This window comes from Rhizobium sp. KNZ2-6A, assembly GCF_056755475.1.
On sequence record NZ_JBNDIC010000056.1, the window covers coordinates 1 to 18,382 of the forward strand.

Annotated in this window: 19 protein-coding genes; 8 read left to right on the forward strand and 11 right to left on the reverse strand. The window is 59.0% G+C overall.

The annotated features are described in order from the left end of the window. Positions 1-101: 101 nt before the first annotated feature. The 6 genes from ACPYOP_RS27740 (at position 102) to ACPYOP_RS27765 (ending at position 5,562) form a co-directional block, all read left to right on the forward strand. Complete coding sequence (locus ACPYOP_RS27740) at positions 102-614, forward strand: hypothetical protein (protein WP_481413506.1); 513 nt, start codon at positions 102-104, stop codon at positions 612-614. Between the two features lie 235 nt (positions 615-849). Further along, the gene (locus ACPYOP_RS27745) at positions 850-1,734 is read left to right on the forward strand and encodes a dihydrodipicolinate synthase family protein (protein ID WP_481413471.1); all 885 of its coding nucleotides are present in this window, start codon (positions 850-852) and stop codon (positions 1,732-1,734) included. A 21-nt stretch (positions 1,735-1,755) separates the two neighbouring features. Further along, positions 1,756-2,415 (forward strand): GntR family transcriptional regulator, encoded by a 660-nt coding sequence (locus ACPYOP_RS27750; protein ID WP_481413472.1) that lies wholly within the window; start codon positions 1,756-1,758, stop codon positions 2,413-2,415. A gap of 60 nt (positions 2,416-2,475) precedes the next feature. Beyond that, on the forward strand, positions 2,476-3,807 hold the full coding sequence (locus tag ACPYOP_RS27755) for an ABC transporter substrate-binding protein (RefSeq protein WP_481413473.1): 1,332 nt from the start codon (positions 2,476-2,478) through the stop codon (positions 3,805-3,807). Beyond that, the gene (locus tag ACPYOP_RS27760; protein WP_481413474.1) at positions 3,807-4,739 is read left to right on the forward strand and encodes a carbohydrate ABC transporter permease; all 933 of its coding nucleotides are present in this window, start codon (positions 3,807-3,809) and stop codon (positions 4,737-4,739) included. Before ACPYOP_RS27755 ends, ACPYOP_RS27760 begins: the two co-directional genes overlap by 1 nt. Before the next feature lies 1 nt (position 4,740). Continuing rightward, on the forward strand, positions 4,741-5,562 hold the full coding sequence (locus tag ACPYOP_RS27765; RefSeq protein WP_481413475.1) for a carbohydrate ABC transporter permease: 822 nt from the start codon (positions 4,741-4,743) through the stop codon (positions 5,560-5,562). Positions 5,563-5,714: 152 nt separating this feature from the next. Here ACPYOP_RS27765 and ACPYOP_RS27770 read toward each other — a convergent pair whose 3' ends face one another. The 4 genes from ACPYOP_RS27770 to ACPYOP_RS27785 form a co-directional block, all read right to left on the reverse strand. Beyond that, complete coding sequence (locus ACPYOP_RS27770; protein ID WP_481413476.1) at positions 5,715-5,975, reverse strand: hypothetical protein; 261 nt, start codon at positions 5,973-5,975, stop codon at positions 5,715-5,717. A gap of 387 nt (positions 5,976-6,362) precedes the next feature. Continuing rightward, positions 6,363-6,509, reverse strand: a complete 147-nt coding sequence (locus ACPYOP_RS27775) for a hypothetical protein (protein ID WP_481413477.1) — start codon at positions 6,507-6,509, stop codon at positions 6,363-6,365. A 300-nt stretch (positions 6,510-6,809) separates the two neighbouring features. Further along, the gene (locus tag ACPYOP_RS27780) at positions 6,810-7,028 is read right to left on the reverse strand and encodes a hypothetical protein (protein ID WP_481413478.1); all 219 of its coding nucleotides are present in this window, start codon (positions 7,026-7,028) and stop codon (positions 6,810-6,812) included. A gap of 108 nt (positions 7,029-7,136) precedes the next feature. Further along, positions 7,137-7,529 (reverse strand): hypothetical protein, encoded by a 393-nt coding sequence (locus ACPYOP_RS27785; protein WP_481413479.1) that lies wholly within the window; start codon positions 7,527-7,529, stop codon positions 7,137-7,139. Between the two features lie 615 nt (positions 7,530-8,144). Here ACPYOP_RS27785 and ACPYOP_RS27790 point away from each other — a divergent pair. Both ACPYOP_RS27790 and ACPYOP_RS27795 read left to right on the forward strand, forming a co-directional pair. Beyond that, positions 8,145-8,717 carry a DUF1003 domain-containing protein gene (locus tag ACPYOP_RS27790; protein ID WP_481413480.1) on the forward strand — a complete coding sequence of 191 codons (573 nt, stop codon included), beginning with the start codon at positions 8,145-8,147 and terminating at the stop codon, positions 8,715-8,717. Between the two features lie 360 nt (positions 8,718-9,077). Further along, positions 9,078-10,799 (forward strand): ABC transporter ATP-binding protein, encoded by a 1,722-nt coding sequence (locus tag ACPYOP_RS27795; protein ID WP_481413481.1) that lies wholly within the window; start codon positions 9,078-9,080, stop codon positions 10,797-10,799. Between the two features lie 58 nt (positions 10,800-10,857). On the opposite strand, the gene ACPYOP_RS27800 is transcribed toward ACPYOP_RS27795, so the two are convergent. The 7 genes from ACPYOP_RS27800 to ACPYOP_RS27830 all read right to left on the reverse strand — a co-directional run bounded on the left by ACPYOP_RS27800 (position 10,858) and on the right by ACPYOP_RS27830 (position 18,293). Continuing rightward, positions 10,858-12,156 carry an LLM class flavin-dependent oxidoreductase gene (locus ACPYOP_RS27800; RefSeq protein ID WP_481413482.1) on the reverse strand — a complete coding sequence of 433 codons (1,299 nt, stop codon included), beginning with the start codon at positions 12,154-12,156 and terminating at the stop codon, positions 10,858-10,860. Positions 12,157-12,187: 31 nt separating this feature from the next. After that, the gene (locus tag ACPYOP_RS27805; RefSeq protein ID WP_481413483.1) at positions 12,188-13,528 is read right to left on the reverse strand and encodes an MmgE/PrpD family protein; all 1,341 of its coding nucleotides are present in this window, start codon (positions 13,526-13,528) and stop codon (positions 12,188-12,190) included. Between the two features lie 2 nt (positions 13,529-13,530). Then, positions 13,531-14,319, reverse strand: a complete 789-nt coding sequence (locus ACPYOP_RS27810; RefSeq protein ID WP_481413484.1) for an amino acid ABC transporter ATP-binding protein — start codon at positions 14,317-14,319, stop codon at positions 13,531-13,533. A gap of 10 nt (positions 14,320-14,329) precedes the next feature. After that, entirely contained in the window at positions 14,330-15,103 is a 774-nt protein-coding gene (locus tag ACPYOP_RS27815; RefSeq protein WP_481413485.1) for an amino acid ABC transporter permease, read from the reverse strand. After that, positions 15,100-15,849: an amino acid ABC transporter permease gene (locus tag ACPYOP_RS27820; RefSeq protein ID WP_481413486.1), complete on the reverse strand. Its 750-nt coding sequence runs from the start codon at positions 15,847-15,849 to the stop codon at positions 15,100-15,102. The genes ACPYOP_RS27815 and ACPYOP_RS27820 overlap by 4 nt, the downstream gene beginning before the upstream one ends. A gap of 28 nt (positions 15,850-15,877) precedes the next feature. Beyond that, the gene (locus ACPYOP_RS27825; protein ID WP_481413487.1) at positions 15,878-16,714 is read right to left on the reverse strand and encodes a transporter substrate-binding domain-containing protein; all 837 of its coding nucleotides are present in this window, start codon (positions 16,712-16,714) and stop codon (positions 15,878-15,880) included. Positions 16,715-16,880: 166 nt separating this feature from the next. Further along, the gene (locus ACPYOP_RS27830) at positions 16,881-18,293 is read right to left on the reverse strand and encodes a helix-turn-helix domain-containing protein (RefSeq protein WP_481413488.1); all 1,413 of its coding nucleotides are present in this window, start codon (positions 18,291-18,293) and stop codon (positions 16,881-16,883) included. Positions 18,294-18,382 lie beyond the last annotated feature (89 nt).

Here is an 18,382-nt window from a genome sequence, read left to right on the forward strand (position 1 = left end):
CACGCTGATATCCCCTCCGGCTCTCGCCGGGAAGCGCGGCCCCAGCCGAATGCTACACCACTCCCTGGGACGTCATCCTTCGAAAGTTTGGAAACCTTGACATAGGCTGGTTTTTCACCAGCCTCGGAGGCGGACCCGCACGAGTTTTGTATTCATTTTTTGCTGGCGTACTCATTTACAGCCACAGAAGCAAAATCCCGTCTGGAGGTATCGTGACCGGCCTGCTTTGCGGCACGGTTTTAGCTACAATGCTTTGCTTAGATGTTTCACCAGGGATACGAGCGTATTATGACGCGATCGCCACCCTTATTGTCTTCCCGCTAATCGTGGCTACCGGCGCCGGCGTTATGCTTCCACGAATATTCTCAACAGCATGCGAATTCTTAGCCGCGTCTTCATATCCAATGTATGTGCTCCACTTACCATTAGCAGCCATATCCTTCTGGTTATTCGCAGCTTTCTTTGAGAAAGCCACATATGGCGAGATATCTGCGGCAGTTTGGATTTTCGTTGCCGTAGTAGCTATCCTGAGCTGGGCACTGGACGTATATGTTGATGAACCCCTGCGGAGAAAAATCCTTCGCAAGGGAGGAGACGCGAAGCCCGCCGCTTGAAATCGCAAACGATAATCCGTCTCTCAGGTTATAGTGTCGGCGACTGGAACGATCTAGTGGCGCATACCCTGTGTGCGCAATAACGACCACGCTTCATTTTACGCAACGCACGAAAATGCGAAATGCCCGGTTCCTTGTGGAGAAAAACTCACTCATGCAAGGCTAAACAAAACCATGCTTTACAACTAACATGTCAGTATGCTACGCAGTTATCCTACAAGATCGGGAGGATCGGATGAAAGAGAGTTTCGGCTTGTCGGCCGCCCTGGCAACGCCCTTTGATGCGGACGATGAGATTGCAATTGCGGGCGTGATCGAACAGGCGAAGCATTGCCTTGCCAATGGCTGCAAAAGCGTGACGCTCTTCGGCACTACCGGTGAAGGCGCTTCCATCGGCATGCAGGAGCGCAAACAGGTTCTTGCCGCCATGATCGCCGCCGGCATCGCGCCTGAGCGGATCGTCATGGGCGTACTCGTCGATGCCGCCGAGGATGCTGCGGCGCAGGCCGGGCAGGCACTGGCGCAAGGCGTACGCAACATCCTTCTGGCGCCACCTTCCTATTTCAAGAACGTCAGCGACGATGGCCTCTTCAAATGGTTCGCGGCCGTTTTCACCATGCTGGGCACTCATGCCCGTGACGTGATCGTCTACAATATTCCCTCGGTGACGATGGTGCCGCTGTCGATCTCGCTGGTCGGCCGCCTGCGCGCAGCATTTCCGGACGTCGTCGTCGGCGTCAAGGATTCCTCCGGCGACTGGCCCTATACCGAGGAGTTGCTGAAGACGCATGGCGATCTCATCATACTGATCGGCGACGAGCGGCATTTGGCTCGTGGAGTTCGCCTCGGCGGACAGGGCGCCATCTCCGGCATGGCAAACCTCCTCCCCCGCGAGGTTCAGGCCATGGCGGAAAAAGGCATCGACGACGCCAATGTCGAGCGCTTCGTCGAACAGCTGCTGAACTATCCGGTCATCCCTGCAATCAAGGCCATTCTCGCCCGTTTGACTAAGGACGATAGCTGGCTTGCCGTGCGCCCGCCGCTCGTGGCATTGAACGGAGGCGATTCCGATACGCTCTTTGCTGCCTTTGGCGCGCTGTTTCGCGCCAGGGCGGCCTAACCGAACAGCCCGGAGCTGCCGATGGACGGACCAGGCGAACAGACGACGTTGAGAGAGAAAGCCTATGAGAGCTTCACGCGCCATCTCTTGGCGCGCGACGTTCGCCCCGGGCAATTCATTTCGCAACGACGACTGGTCGAACTAACGGGCCTGACACTTGGCGCGATCCGGGAGTTGATCCCGCGCCTGGAAGCCGAAGGGCTGATCAAGACCGTCCCGCAGCGCGGCTTGCAGATCGCCCATATCGATCTTGACCTGATCCGCGAGGCCTTCCAGCTTCGTCTTTTCCTGGAAAAGGAAGCCGTCGCGCTGTTCACCTATTCGGCGTCGGACGAAACGATTGCCAAGCTCCTCAAGGATCATCGCGATATCGCCGATGCGATCCGGGCCGGCGACAGCTCGCAGGAACTCGAGCTTCACGCGCAATCGGTGGATTGGGGCATGCACGATGCCTTCATCGATGCGCTCGGCAACACGATCATCTCGAACGCCTATCGGGTCAATTCGATCAAGATGCGCCTGATCAGCCAGGACAGGTTCCGCATCAACGGCCATGTCGGGCCGGTCATGGAAGAACATCTGAAGGTGCTCGAGGCCATTCAGCGGCGATCGGCCGACGAGGCGGTTGCCGCTCTCGTATCGCACATCGGCGGAGCACGGGATCGCGCATTGAAGATGTAAATAGTTTTGAATAACGAGGCCGCGAATGAGGAGATTTTCGGCCAAAGGAGGAGGAACGGAATGTCATCGTCATTTTTCAACCCGACACGTCGCGGCTTCATGGCCGGTACGGCAGCGCTCGGAGCAGCAAGTCTTCTGGGTGTCCGCACGGCTTCGGCAGCCGTCGATTGGAAGCGCTTTTCCGGGACGACGCTCGAGGTCAATCTGGTCAAGAGCCCGCGCAGCGAAACGATCCTCAAATATTTGAGCGAGTTCGAGGCGCTAACCGGTATCAAGGTCAATGCGGAGGCAACGCCCGAGCAGCAGCAGCGCCAGAAGACCACGATCGAGCTCAGCTCCGGCAAGCCGAGCTTCGACGTCGTGCATCTGAGCTACCATGTCCAGAAGCGCCAGTTCGAAAAGGGCGGCTGGCTTGCCGATATCAGCGGCTTCATGAAGGATCCGGCGCTCACCGACCCGTCGCTGACGGAAAGCGACTTCGCCGAAGCCGGCCTGAAATTCGCCAAGGATAGCAGCGGCGTCATGCGCTCCCTGCCCTTTTCGGTCGATTATTGGATCGTCTATTGGAACAAGACCCTGTTCGAGAAGAAGGGTCTTGCCTATCCGCAAACCTTCGAGGACATGGCCAAGGCCGCCGAGGCGCTGACCGATAAGGCCGCTAACACTTACGGCTTTGTCGCGCGCGGGCTGAAGAACGCCAATACGCCTGTTTGGACGGCCTTCATGCTCGGCGAGGGTTCAACGCCGCTTTCGGCCGACGGCAAGCTGCAGACGGAATCGCAAGGGGCCGTGGATGCGGCAAAGCTCTATCAACGCCTGATGACGAAATCGGCACCTCCCGGCGTATCGGGCTTCAACTGGGCGGAAGCGCAATCGGCCTTCCTGCAGGGCAAGATCGGCATGTGGCTCGACGGCGTCGGATTTGCGCCGCCGATCGAAAATCCCGAGAAATCCCGCGTCGTCGGCCAGGTCGGCTACGGCGTCATGCCGAAGGGGCCGAATGCGCAGGCCGCCGCAACTTTCGGCGACGGCATCGGGGTTACCGCCGCCAGCCAGAAGAAGGAGGCCGCCTACCTCTTCTGCCAATGGGCGATCTCGCACGAGATGGGCGCGCGGCTGCTGCAGGCCGGCGCCGGCGTTCCGTTCCGTCAGTCCGTTCTGGAGGATCAGAAGGTCCGCGAAGGCGTGAAAATGCCGAGCGCCTGGCTGGATGCGGTCGCTGGCTCCGCCAAGGTCTCGCAGCTGGCGCTACCCGTCATCATCCCGGTTACTGAGTTCCGCGACATCTACGGTGTTGCGCTGACAAACATGATCGGCGGCGCCGATCCGGCGGCCGAGCTGAAAGCGGCAACCGCCCAGTTCGAGCCGGTGCTGGCGCGAAGCGAGGGATGATGGCCTCCGTGAACATCGAAGATACCGCCGCGAAGGCGGCAGAAGGGAACAAGCCGAAGCGGCTTGTTCCCAACTACTGGCCCTTCGTCGTTCCCGCGCTGATCGTGATTGCCGCCGTCATCGTCTTTCCCTGGGTCTTCACCCTTTGGATGAGCGTGAACAAATGGACGCTCGGCCAGTCGCAGAGCTTCGTCGGCTTAGACAATTACGTCCGGCTGGCGACCGATGCGCGCTTCTGGGAATCGCTATGGCACACAGTTCTCTACACCGTGCTTTCCGTCGTCGGCCCCTTGTTCTTCGGGACGCTGGCCGCACTGATCTTCGATGCGAATTTTCCGCTGCGCGGCTTCCTGCGCGGCATCTTCGTCATGCCGATGATGGCAACGCCGGTTGCCGTGGCGCTGGTCTGGACGATGATGTTCCACCCGCAGCTCGGCGTGCTGAACTATCTGCTCTCGCTTGTCGGCATCGGGCCGCAGGAATGGATCTACAATCAATATAGCGTCATCCCCTCGCTCGTTCTGGTCGAGGTGTGGCAATGGACGCCGCTCGTCATGCTGATCGTGCTCGGCGGTCTCGCTTCCGTGCCGCGCGAACCCTATGAGAGCGCGGAGATCGACGGCGCCAATGCCTGGCAGAAGTTCCGCTATCTGACGCTGCCGATGATCTCGCCTTTCCTGATGATCGCCGTCATCATCCGCGGTATCGATGCGATCAAAAGCTTCGACATCATCTATGCGATGACGCAGGGCGGCCCGGGAACGGCGTCCGAAACCATCAATATCTATCTCTACAACACCGCCTTTTCCTATTACGACATCGGCTATGGCTCGGCCATGGCTGTGGTGTTCTTCATCGTCATCGTGGCGCTCTCCTTCATCCTCCTGATGATGCGGCAGCGAACGAAATGGACTGATACGGAGGGCCATTGACATGAAGCGTTCGACACTCAACCGCATCGGCCTGTTCTTCGTGGCCCTGGTCATCGTCTCGCCCGTTATTCTGTTTTTCCTCTGGATGATCTCGCTATCGTTGAAATACGAGATCGACAACGGCGCCTATCCGCCGATCCTCATTCCCGATCGCCTCGCCTGGACGAACTACGTCAACGTCTTCCAGGAAAACAATTTCTTCCTCTATCTGTGGAACTCCGTTCTGGTGACGGGTGCGGCGACGTTGCTAGCTCTCATCATCGGCGTGCCGGCCGGCTACGGCATTGCCCGGCTGAAGGCGGAAAAGTCGGCAATCGTCATCATGATCGCCCGCATGACGCCAGGCCTTTCCTTCCTCATCCCGCTGTTCCTGCTGTTCCAATGGCTCAATCTGCTGGGAACGCTCTGGCCGCAGATCATCATCCATCTCGTCGTCACCGTCCCGATCGTCGTCTGGATCATGATCGGTTATTTCGAGACGACGCCGATGGAACTGGAGGAGGCCGCAAGCATCGATGGCGCAACGCCCTGGCAGGTTTTCCGCCTGGTCGCCCTGCCGATCGCGCGCCCCGGCATCGTCGTTGCCTTCATTCTCTCGGTCATCTTCTCGTGGAACAACTTCGTCTTCGGCATCGTGCTTGCGAGCCGCGAGACCCGCACGCTGCCCGTTGCCGTCTACAACATGCTCTCCTTCGAACAGGTGAGCTGGGGGCCGCTTGCGGCCGCAGCCCTGATCGTCACGCTGCCGGTCCTGGTGCTGACGATGTTCGCGCAGCGCCAGATCATCGCAGGCCTGACCGCCGGCGCCGTCAAGGGCGGCTGATGATGGCGCCCTTTTCTTTCCGACAGGAACACGTTCATGGCACCCGTCAACATACAGAATATTCAAAAGCGCTACGGCCAGGTGAAAATCATTCACGATATCAGCGCCGACATCGGCTAGCTTCAGCTCTCCCGAAAAACCTCGATCGCTTATCAGAGGGTGTCGCTCCGCCCAATCGTAACCGGCTCCTTATGTTGTTGCATTTTCTCGATTTCGCGAATGAACTGCTGTGCGTACTGAGCGACATATACATAATCCGGTTCATCAGAGCCCACCGTGTGGTGGCGCGTAAAGATGGCCCGCAATCGATCCAAAAACTTGGGCTCCGTTTCGGCGAGATGGCCGATGAGCACCTGAAGTATTTGTTCGTGTGCAAGGACCTTGCGGTCTAAAGCGGTGGTATCGTCTATCATTGCGGGTGCTCCATGTTGGCGAGTAAAAGCTCAGATGTGCGGGAAAACCGCCCAGCGCATGCCGTAAGATCTTCGCGAGCTGTCATATCCTTCCATGGCGATGTCGTTTGCTCGCGACCTCTCTTCATCGTGCCGCGCGAACACGAGACTCATTCTGCCCTGCAGCTGGGTTGCGATGTCCCGTTTCGATGGCAGCTACCTTTTTTCAGTGCTTACGAATTTTTTAGCGCTGCCTGGTCCAACAAATGAAATGCGATCAGACGTTGAAACGCTTCCTGGCGCGCCGGCGAGAGGAAAGGCGATAACGATTGCTGACGCGAGTGCACCAACTCGCGTTCCGCCAAGGGTAGCGGGCGGCCGCGTGAAGCACGCGACAATCTCCGGTCTTTACCAAAGGACGCCCTTCAAGATTACCCAGACGATAAACGCGATACTGATGACCGGGATGGATTTGATAAGGAATTCCGCATAACGAAACCGGCAAGCGGATTTCAGCAGCATTTCCCATGAATAGATGCCTTGAACGGAAGACATGCAGTCCTCCTTCTTTGGGGCTGAGGTACATTAGGTAACCACACTTGGCAGCGCCCGTTTCAGATGCCGCCAATGAACCTAAAATGGTGCTGGCGTATGACAACTTCAATGGAAAATCGGCCGAGACGAATTGTTTCTCACATACAACGGTTCGGCGATTGCACCCCAATAAGAGCACCTTGCTCCACCCCGGCCTCACGCACCAGTGCGTCCCTGCGCCATAACCGTCAGGGGCGGTCGGGCCTTATCGTAATTCAGTCCAGGTGCCTCTTAATTCCGCGCACCGGACGCTTGCCATGTTCAATGCTGATCCAGTTTGATCGCCGCCGTGATCAGATCCCGCTCAAAAACATGTGCGCGAAGAGTACGATTGAGATCGATCAGCTTTTCTTCCGCCAGTCGGCTGGATTCCCCACGCAACAGTATTCCTTGAATATCGGTTTCTTGGTCAAGAATACGCTTATGGTCTTCGACGACTTGTCGACGAGAGAGATCAAGGTTGTTTGATGTGTAGTCCATGGGCTAATATAGCACGCCGCATCATTGGCGTTTCTATTCCTTCATCTGGTCTGGAGTGAACACTTCGGATTGGAGCACGCGGACCCCGCGCTTGATTGTTGTGCCTTCTCACATCAATTTGGTTGGCTTAGCTGCAGGAAAGCGATAGCCGCCTGGCCGCGGTGACGCATTCGTCTGTTTGCTGGTCGTTATGCGTAGGCTTCTAGCCCTTGCTGCAGCGCCGCCGCCGTCGTCCTGCCATCTCAACAAGGAAGCATCGTCCCCAGCCTGAGGAAGCAAGCCGGGAGTTACTTGCGATGCAAGATACATTTTAAGCGTAGATTTCAGCGCGGCCTCGTCAACCATACCTGTCTGGAAACACTGAATGAGGAAACTGGTCGCATCGATTTCCGTGTCATCAATGGCATATATCTCCCCTCCGCGAAAACCGGCCTTTCGCAGGATACGATCGAGCATTCTCAAATTGCTGACATCGAAAAACTGGCTGGTGGGGGAAGACATCGCGTCCTCCTTCGTTGAGGCCGGGTTTATCGGCCTGAGTGGCTTTTGGCCGTTTCGCACCCCTATGTGATAAAATGCGCTCTTGGCCACGCAATAGCAACTTCATTCGGCATCGGCATTGGTAACCCGTCGAACAACCGCATCTTTGAATGCGGCCAGAGGAGCTTATGGGGTTCAACGATGAGGCAACCCCGATGACGTCTTTGGCGTTGGAGGCTTCCAAACGACCGTTGCTCATCGACCATCGGGCGCTCGCTGCAAACCTTGCGTAGGGATTGGCAGTTGAGCGCTAGCGAACCTTGTTGCCTTGCTGCTGGACGTAAATGAAGTCCTTAAGGAGTTGACGGATGACGTTTCTCAGGCATCGTCTATTCAGACGCAATTATCGCGCGAACGATTTGCCTGATTGGGACATCGCAACTTTGCTTGATGATGGGAGCGTCACGCAAACGATCCATTGACAGCGAAGCATCACGGCGTGACGAGCAGCAGCCATGTTTTTCATTCGCTCCGGATTTTCAGTTCTGTCCATTGCTTGCCGTCGATGATCGTCGCTGCGTACGAGTTTGGACGCTCCGACACTGGGCCGGACGCCGCTTTGGCTGGAGGAAAAACATGTCAATTGAAGCAGACGACGACATCGCAAAACAGGCGATCGACCAAGGGGCGAACAGGTATTTGGGCAAACCCTTCGAACTCCTGAGCGATCGAGAGCAAGCAGTTTTCCGGCGCCTCATCTCGCGTCGAGCAATAACACGGGATGCAAACCAATCATTCGACGACAAGCTCACCTCGGCTCAGCGCCTGGCCGACAAAGTCGCAGAATTCGGCGGCTCATGGACATTCATCACCAGTTTCGCCGTCGTTCTCACTATATGGGTAGCAGCGAATGTACTTGCCGCGTCGCACGCCTTCGATCCCTATCCGTTCATCTTCCTGAACCTCATTCTTTCCATGCTAGCGGCCGTACAGGCTCCCGTCATTATGATGAGCCAGAACAGGCACGCCGCCAAAGATCGGGTGGATGCAGCTCACGACTACGAGGTAAATTTGAAGGCCGAAATCGAAATCATGGCGCTTCACGACAAACTGGATGAATTGCGAAATACAGATCTGAAAGCGCTCATCGCTCATCAACAAGAGCAAATCGATCTGATGTCAAAATTAGTGATCGCTGCAGCCAAATAGGCAAGAACCGTTGAGCAGCGTCACAGCCTCGCCCTGGTCGAAGCCAGACCATACAGGCGTTTACCTGCGCTGAGATGATCACCGGACCTTAGTCGTGCCGGCAGGATACGCCATTGCTGCTGCCCGCAACACTCAGATGTAACAGTCGTCCACGGTCCGCCCGAAGTCGGTCGCCACCCGCCGTTTATCGAGATGACATATCTGCACGCGTCAGTTATAAAAATCGCGCGACTCAAGCAGGAGGATCGCCAGATGAGAAATTTCAGCACCAATCGACGCTGAACGGCGATGCCGAATTCGGGCTGCCGCTCAGTCCGTTCTTGTCTCTTCTATCCTCTTCTGTGCCCATGGAGGGCATTCATGCTTCGTCGTTTCTTTTCCTATTATGCCAGCTATAAAAGGCTGTTCTTCCTGGATTTCGGCTGCGCCGTGCTTGCTGGCCTGCTGGAACTCGGCTTTCCGCTGGCGGTCAAGCTTTTCGTTGATGAACTGCTGCCAAGCCGCGACTGGGGGCTGATCTTCGCGACGGCCGCAGTGCTGCTTGTCGTCTATGCGATGAATACCGGCCTGTCGGCGATCGTCAATTATTGGGGCCACGCGCTCGGCATCTCGATCGAATCCGACATGCGCCGCCAGGCCTTCGATCATATCCAGAAGCTTTCCTTCCGCTATTTCGACAATAACCGCACCGGTCACCTGATCACCCACGTCACCAAGGATCTCGAGGAAGTGGGCGAGATCGCCCACCACGGCCCCGAGGACCTGTTCATCGCGATCATGACCTTCATCGGCGCCTTCCTGCTGATGTTCAGCGTTCATTGGAAGCTCGCGCTGCTGACGACGACAATCGTGCCTTTCATGACCTGGCTCGTCAGCCGCTACGGCTCGAAGATGACGCTGAATTCGCGCAGCCTGTTCGGCAAGGTCGGCAACTTCAACACCCGCATGCAGGAAACCGTCGGCGGCATCCGCGTCGTCAAGGCTTTCGCCAACGAGCGATACGAAAGCCAGCTGTTTGCCAGCGACAATGAAGACTACAAGGCGACCAAGCTCGACGGTTACGCCTATATGACGGCAAGCATCGCGCTCAGCTATTTCAGCACGCGTCTGGTGCAGCTCGTCGTCATGATGGCCGGAACCTGGTTCGTGATCTCGGGCGAGCTGAGCTATGGCGGTTTTGTCAGCTTCCTACTGCTCATCAACGTCTTCTTCCGGCCGATCGACAAGACCACCTCAGTGATCGAGACCTATCCCAAGGGTATTGCCGGTTTCAGGCGCTTTCTGTCGCTGATCGACACGGAACCCGACCTTGCCGACCGGCAAAATGCGGTTGCGGTCGATCATCTGAAAGGCAATATCGCCTACAGGAATGTTGGCTTCGGCTATTCCGATCAGGCCGCGATCTTCAAAGATCTCTCCCTGACAATTGCCGCCGGCGAGACCGTGGCTTTTGTCGGCGCCTCCGGCACGGGCAAGACGACGATCTGCTCGCTGTTGCCGCGCTTCTACGATGTCACGGCCGGCAGCATCACGATCGACGGCATCGATATTCGCGACATGACGCAGACCTCGCTGCGCAGCCAGATCGGCATCGTGCAGCAGGATGTCTTCCTGTTCGGCTCGACCATTCGCGAGAACATCGCTTATGGCAAGCTCGGCGCCACCGACGAGGATATCATGAAGGCGCTGCAGCGCGCTTCGCTCGACGAATTCGTCCGGTCCCTGCCCGCCGGCCTCGACACGCCGACGGGCGAGCGCGGCGTCAAGCTTTCGGGCGGGCAGAAGCAGCGCCTCGCGATTGCCCGTATTTTCTTGAAGGATCCGCCGATCCTCATCCTCGATGAAGCCACCTCGGCGCTCGATACGGCAACTGAATATGCGATCCAGCAGGCGCTAGTGGAGCTCGCGAGAGGTCGCACGACGCTGGTGGTCGCACACCGTCTGTCGACCATCCGCAATGCCGACCGCATCATCGTCATGGGCGACAACGGTATTGTCGAAGAGGGATCGCACGACGCGTTGCTCGCTCGCCACGGCGCCTATGCGCGGCTGCACAATGCGCAATTCGGGCTTTATGCCTGATTTACATTCGTCGATGGAAGCACATGGGGGGAGCCGAGGCTGATCGCCTCGGCCTTCGTCAAGTCCAGGCCGGCCGGGCGATTCCCAAGTGATCGCGCAGCGTCGTACCTTCGTAATCGCGACGGAAGAGGCCTCTTTCCTGCAGGATCGGCACAACGTCGTTGGCAAAATCCTCAAGGCCGCCCGGGAAGAAGGGCGGCATGACGTTGAAACCGTCTGCCGCGCCGTTTTCGAACCATTGCTGCATGCGATTGGCGATTTCTTCGGCCGTTCCGAGCACGATATGATGGCCGCGACCGGCGGCGACGCGCAGGGCAAGCTCGCGGATCGTCAGCTTTTCGCGGCGGGCAAGTTCGGTCAAAAGTTCGGCGCGGCTGCGCAGCTGGTCGGAGATCGGCAGGTCGGGCAGCGGCCCATCGAGATCGTAATCGGCAAGGCTATGACCCAGACGCTCTTCCAGAAGCGGCATGGCGCTCTTGATGTCAGTCCAGCGGTTCAGCACGTCGAGCTTCTCGCGCGCCTCGGCAACGGTTCTGCCGATGACGGGCAGGAAGCCCGGCATGACGGCGACATCGTCCGGGCTGCGCCCGACGCCCGCGACCTTGCCCTTCAGGCTCTTGTAGAATGCCTGCGCCTCGTCGAGGCTCTGCTGCGCGGTAAAGACGATGTCGGCGGTGCGGGCGGCAAGATCCTGGCCGGGGCCGGAGGAGCCGGCCTGGATCAGCACGGGATGGCCCTGCGGCGGGCGTGGAATATTAAGGGGACCCTTGACGGAATAATATTTGCCGGCGTGATCGAGCACCCGCACCTTGGCGGGATCGGCATAGACGCCGCTCTCCTTGTTCTTGGGGAAGGCATCGTCGGCCCAGCTGTCCCAAAGGCCGCGCACCACATCGACGAATTCTTCCGCCACCGCATAACGCTCGTCATGCTCCGGATGGCTCTTGGAAAAATTGGCGGCCGTGCGGGCATAGGAGGTGGTGACGATGTTCCAGGCCGCGCGGCCATGGCTCAGATGGTCGATCGAGGCGAAGGCGCGGGCAAGATGATAGGGCTCGCCATAGGTGGTCGACGCCGTCGCGGCGAGGCCGATCTTCTCGGTCACCATCGCGAGCGAGGCAAGCAGCGTCAGCGGCTCGAAACGGGCAATCATCGAGGGATGCGCGTCGAGCCCGCTCGTCAGGCCGTCCGCCAGAAAGAGCATGTCGAATTTCGCAGCCTCGGCGATCTGGGCCACACGGCGTAGCAGGTCAAAATTCTCGCTGCCGGATTCCGCTTGAGGATGACGCCAGCCGGAGACGTGATGGCCCGCCCCTTGCAGGAAAAGGCCGAGATGGATCTTGCGGGTCTTGCTCATGGGTGCATGCCTTGCGTTTTTGAAATCTGGATCAGTTCAAACTGTTGGATAGAAGCTGGATGAGGCGATGAAGGTCGTCCTCGCCGTGCATGGTTCTCACCAAATCGGGAACGGCCGACACGGCCGGATGGTTGCCGGTGGCGTCGCGGAATTTTTTCGTGGGATCGCTCAAGCCGGGCAAGCCCTTGAACTCATGCGTCCGACGACTTCCATCCTTGAGCGTTACCTCGGCGATGACGAAGCGCGTCTTTGGATCGTTCGAAAGACGTGGCGCCGTCTCGTCATGGCGGCGGCGAACGCGCCGTGCAATCGCCATCAGATCTTCTCTGACCGGCGTCTCATCGAAATGGCCGATCTTCAACGCGCCGTCCACCAGGGCCGTTGCAAAGACATATTCGGCGCTGAAGCGCGCATCGATACCGGTCGTCGGATCGGTTACGACCAGTGCGGCATCGCCTCCCGGCGGGAAGGTGATGACGACAGCCTCGATCTGTTCTGCGTTCAATCCCTCTTTTCGAAGCTGAAGACCGATCATGGCGACCGGGTGGCTCGCTGTGCAGCACGGGAAGGCCTTGAGCGTCAAGCCGGGTGCCACGATCTGCCAAGGCGAGCCCCAGCCCTCGATGGCTGCCTGCGGCCGCTCCTCGCCAAAAGCGAAGGCCGAATAAAAGCCGATCGGATTATCGAGGAAATCCCTTGCGCCGCCGAAGCCCGCCTTGGCAAGCTTGGCCGAAAGCAGGCCCGAGCGCGCCGCCATGCCGGCATGATAGGGCTTGGCATCGTGACCGAACTGCAGGCGCAGGCCGCTCGAATGCGTGGCGGCAAGCCCCAGCGCCGTGGCGGTCTCGGCCACCGAATAGCCAAGCACATGGGCAACGGCCGCCGCCACACCGATCGTGCCGAGCGTTGCCGTTGCATGGAAACCGTTCTCGTAGTGGCGCATGCCGAGCGAGAGGCCGAGGCGCGCCATCGCTTCCAGGCCGACGACGTAGCCGGCGATCAAGCGGTCCGCCGATAACGGCGTTTCCGATGCCAGCGCCAGCAGGGCGGGAACGATGACCGTCGTCGGGTGACCGCGCACGCTTGCGTGCACGTCGTCATAATCGAGCACATGGCCGGCATGGGCATTGACCAGAGCGGCCGTCAGCGCATCCGTGCGCCGCCCCTGCCCGATGATCACGGCATCTCCCGGGCCTGCCGGCAACTGTTCCAGCAGGATGCGTGTCGTGCGGTCTGCGGAGCCGCCGAAGGCGCAGGCCAGCCAATCGATGATCGCCGTTCGGGCTGCGGCAACAGCCGCCGCATCTCGCACCGGATCGGCCGATGTGATGGCTTCGGCAAAGGCAGTCGTGAGCGGGAAGGTCTTTTCCATCGTCAAATTCCCTGACCATCCTCGAGCGAAGCCCGCGCACCGGCAAGGCCGTTGACGAAGCGGCGGATGCGCGCATTTGTCGATGCCTGGAAGATAGCTTCGGGCGGCCCCTGGTCAACGATCCGGCCGTTTTCGGTGAAGACCACGACATCACTGATTTCCTCGGCAAAGCGCATCTCGTGCGTGACCAGGATGCTGGTCATGCCTTCCTTGACGAGATCGCGAATGACGGCAAGCACTTCGCCGACGGTCTCCGGGTCCAGCGCCGAGGTCACTTCATCGAAGAGGACGAGATCCGGCCGCATCGCCAAGGCACGGGCAATCGCCACGCGCTGCTGCTGGCCGCCGGACAGCTGCCCGGGATAGACGTTTGCCTTTTCGGACAGGCGCACGCGTGCCAGAAGATCGCGGGCGTGACGTTCGGCATCGGCCTTGTTGACGCCGAGGATTCGCGTCGGGGCGATCGTGATGTTGTCGAGCACGGTCAGATGCGGAAAGAGATTATATTGCTGGAAGACGATGCCGATCTTCTGCCGCAGCTTGATGCGTTCAGCCTCGCTGCGCATCTGGTCGACACGCAGACCATTGACCGAAATGCGGCCCGTCTGCGGCGCGACCAGCGCATTGATGCAGCGAAGGATCGTCGATTTTCCCGAACCCGACGGGCCGATGATCGAAACCGTCTGCCCGCGAGCGACCGTTAGATCGATTCCCTTCAGGACCTCGGTCGATCCGAAAGCCAGATGCACATCGGCCAGTTCGACGATCAGATTGGTCTGAGCTTGGCTCATGCCGACTCCTTTAAGCTTTCAGGCGGCGCTCGAGGCGACGCGTCAGGCTGGAAATGGGATAGCAAAGCGCAAAGAACGCCGCCATGACGACGATGTAGGCAAGGACAGTGAAATCCAGCCGGCGGACGGCCGTGCTGGCATCGGTGGCCGCATGTAAGAGTTCGTGCACGCCGACCAGAGAGGCAAGCGCGGTTCCCATGGTGATCGAGGCAAAGAGGTTCATCCAGGGCGGCAGCGAGCGTCGCGCGCATTGCGGCAGGATGATCCAGCGTAATGCCTGAGACCGGGAGAAGCCCAACCCCTTGGCCGCCTCCCATTGCGTGGTCGGAATCGACTGAATGGCGCCGCGGGTAATTTCCGCGACATAGGCGCTGGCCGGAATAGCAAGCCCGATAACGGCCTTCACCCAATCGGGAAACGGCAGGTAATGGCCGAAGACCACGATCTCGAAAGGGAAGATATAGGTCGTTGCAAAGATCAGCACGAGATGCGGCGCATTGCGGAAGACCTGGACATAAAGGCCGACGGGGTAGCGTATGATCTTCAGCGGTGCCAGTTCGAGAATGCCAAGCAAGACACCGATCAAGGTCCCTCCCGCCATCGCAAGCAGGCTGATGAGAATGTTCATCAGGAAGCCGCTGCCGAGATAGGGCAGCCATTCGATCAGCACATGCAGCAGCGAGAGGTCGGCCAGCAGCCAGATGACCGCAATTGCGACCAGCGCTCCAACCAGCAAGGGCAACCAATTGCTGGAAGGCGCCGAGGAGAGCTTCGCCACGCTCATGTGCCCACTCCGAAACCAGGCACGGTGAGACGCTTTTCGAGCCAATGCCCGATCTTGGCGAGGGCAAGGTTGATCGTGCTGAAAAACAGCAGGATGACGATCATCAGTTCAACGACATTGTCGCGCTGCGTCCAGACCATGATCGAGGCATAGGTGATTTCGCTCACCGCAATCGCGTTGCCAACCGTCGTCAGCTTTACCAGATTGATCATATTGTTGACGATCGCCGGCAGCGAGGCCCGCAACGCGAGCGGTATCGCGACGAAGCGAAGGATCTGCAGACGGGTGAAGCCGATCGCGCGGGCCGCCTCCACCGTCTGTTCCGGCACGGCCTCGATGCCGGCGCGAAGCGCATCGGCGTGAAGTGCGGCCACATGCAGGCCGACCACCGCAACCACCCAGAAGAACGGCGTCAAAGGATTATGCTGCGCACCGCCAAGACCATTGGAGACGAGCGTGTTCAGCACAAGGAAGCTGAACATCAGCTGGACGAGCGTCGGCGTATTGCGGGTCACTTCGATGAAGGCCCTGACCGGGGCAGCCAAAGCCTTATTTCCCGAGGTCAGCATGGCCGCAAACAGCAGGCCAAACAGCAGGCTGATCGGAATAAGGAGAACAATAAGATAAAGCGTGGTGATGAAACCACCACGCCAGATCTGCGCCTCATAGCCGCTGGCCAGGAATTCGTAGTGAAGCCCGAGCTTGCCGGTCCAGTCTATGAGGGTCTGAAGAAGCGAACTTCCCATGCAAACCGTTCCTCAAGCAACCGATAGGTCACTTGCCCTCGAGCTTCTTGTGCTCTTCCTCAAGATAGGTCGTGTTGAGCAGACGGTTCGCCTTGGCGTAATCGAGAAGCTTGCCGTTGGCATGCAGTTCCTGGATGGCCTTGTCGAGCGACGCGCGCGTATCGCTTTCGCCCTTGCGCAGCCAGATCACTGAATCCGAAGGAACGAGTTCGGTCGGAAACAGGATCTTGTAATCCTTCCATTCTTCCGGCCGATCCTTAAGCAGCAGACCGACGGTCGCGCCGACATGGACGGCGGCAACACAATTGCCGCCCTGCAGGGCCAGCAGCGATTCCGGCTGGCTCGGCAGCGCCTTTACTTCGGCGCCATATTGCTCCATCAGCGGCTGCGTGTAGTTCGAGCCCTGGGAAACGCAGACAGGTTTGCCCTTGAGGTCGCTCCAGTCGTTGAGGCCGCTGTCCTTGCGGCCGACGGCAGCACCGCCACTACGGTCATAGGGCGTCGGTACATAGTCGAGGATCTTGGCGCGCTCTTCCGTATACTGCATGTTGGCGATCAGGATATCGACCTTGCCCTGCTGCAGGAATTGCACACGGTTCGGCGGCGTCACCGTCACCGTTTCCAGCTTGACGCCGAGCTTTTCGGCAAGCGCCTTGGCGATGTCGAGGTTGTAGCCCTTCTGCTCCTGGCTTGCCGGATCGATATAGCCAAAAGGCGCGCCGGAGAGGATGACGCCGACGGTCAGCGCACCGCGCCCCTTGATGCGATCGAGTGTCGCATCGGCATGCGCAACCGTGGTGAACAGCGCGCCGCAGGAAAGCGCAGCAGCAAAAATGGCGGCAGATGTTCGCTTGGCAAAATTCATGGATATCGGACTCCTTGTCTGCGCGGAACCTAGAGAGGGCAAGCCCAGCACGCGAGGAATGAGATCCTATTTATCGGAGCATCGACGCAACAATTATCCATATAAACGATAGATTTTAACATACTGAATTTGCCGTTCCCGGTGCGCAACGGCGATTTCAATGCGATCACTGGAAATCAAATATGCTCAGGCCCGTCGCCATTTCATCGAGACCGAGCGGGCGCGTCACCGGCGGTTCGGCTCTCGCCAGACAGCCCTGACGTTCGCATAAACGACAGGCCGGGCCGATTGCGACTGGCATCGAGCCAAGTGCCTTGCCGTAGATCACCTCATCGCGATGGGCGATATCGCAGCCGATGAGAAGCGCGGTGCGGCGCAGCCTTTCTCCGAAGTCGGCCCGCGGCCCCTCGACCGTGCGCGATATGGTGAGAAATCCGCCACCGTCGGGCATTTGCGTATCGTCCACCAAGATCTGCCCGGGCTGGGCAAAGGCGGCATGGATATTGAGCTTGGGACAGCTGCCGCCGAAGCGCGCCTGCGGAAAGCCCTGGGCACCCGCCTTGCGCAGGCGATGGCCGGCACTATCGACCTCCATCAGGAAAAACGGAATGCCGGATGCGCCCGGACGCTGCAGATTGGTCAGCCGCGTCGCGGCCTGCTCATAGGACACACCGAAGCGCGCGCCAAGCCCGTCGATGTCGTAGTGCAGGCGCTGCGCCGCCGAAAGATAGGCAGCATAGGGCATCAGCAGGGCGTGCGAAGCATAGCGCGCCAGCTCGAAGCGGGCGATGCGCTTGGCTTCCGGAGTCGAAAGCGCAAGCGCCTCCAGTTCGGCGGCGATCTCCTCGCGCATCGCCAGGGCCGAGACCTCGGTCGCAATCTCCCGAAGCTGATCGAAGGGCGACAATCGCTCGGATAGGAAAAGCCGCATGGAATGCCGGTCGTAGCGGCGGCGCAGGCCCGGCATGGCGCGCACCGGCAGCAGGCGCACGGCAATGCCATGCTCGCTTTTCAACCACGCCTTCAAAGCGCCCGCCATATCATCGCCGGACGAAAGGCGCTCATGGAAGGTTTCGGCGGCATCCTCGATGCGGGCGAAAAAATTCGGGCGCGCCTGCAGACGATCGTGAACTTCGTCGAGCGGCAGGCGAGGACCGGCGACATCGGCAACCCGGCCTTCGCGGGACAGAAGCTCGGCAAGATCGGACAGTCTTGCAGCCTGCTCGCGATAGGCGCGATAAAGCCGGATCATGCCATTTGCCGCATTCGGCGCGGCTTCGGCAAGCTCGATCAGCTCGTGATCTCCAGGGATTTCGCCTGCAAGCAGCGGATCGGCAAAGACTTCACGCAATTGCCCCGCACTGCCGCCCTGCTCGCCCTGCAACTCATCGAGATCGACCTTATAGACCGCCGACAGCTTCAACAGCAGCTGCACGGTCAATGGCCGCTGATTGCGCTCGATGAGATTAAGATAGGAGGGCGAGATATCAAGCGCCTGCGCCATTGTCGTCTGCGTCAGACCGAGCCCCATCCGGATACGCCGCACTCGAGGCCCGGCGAAGATCTTGCGCTCAACCATATGTCAAACCTTTTACAAACTTTCGCCTGATCTTATTTTACAAGATTTACAATTTTACTGAGAAGCGATGTCAACGATAACACATCCTA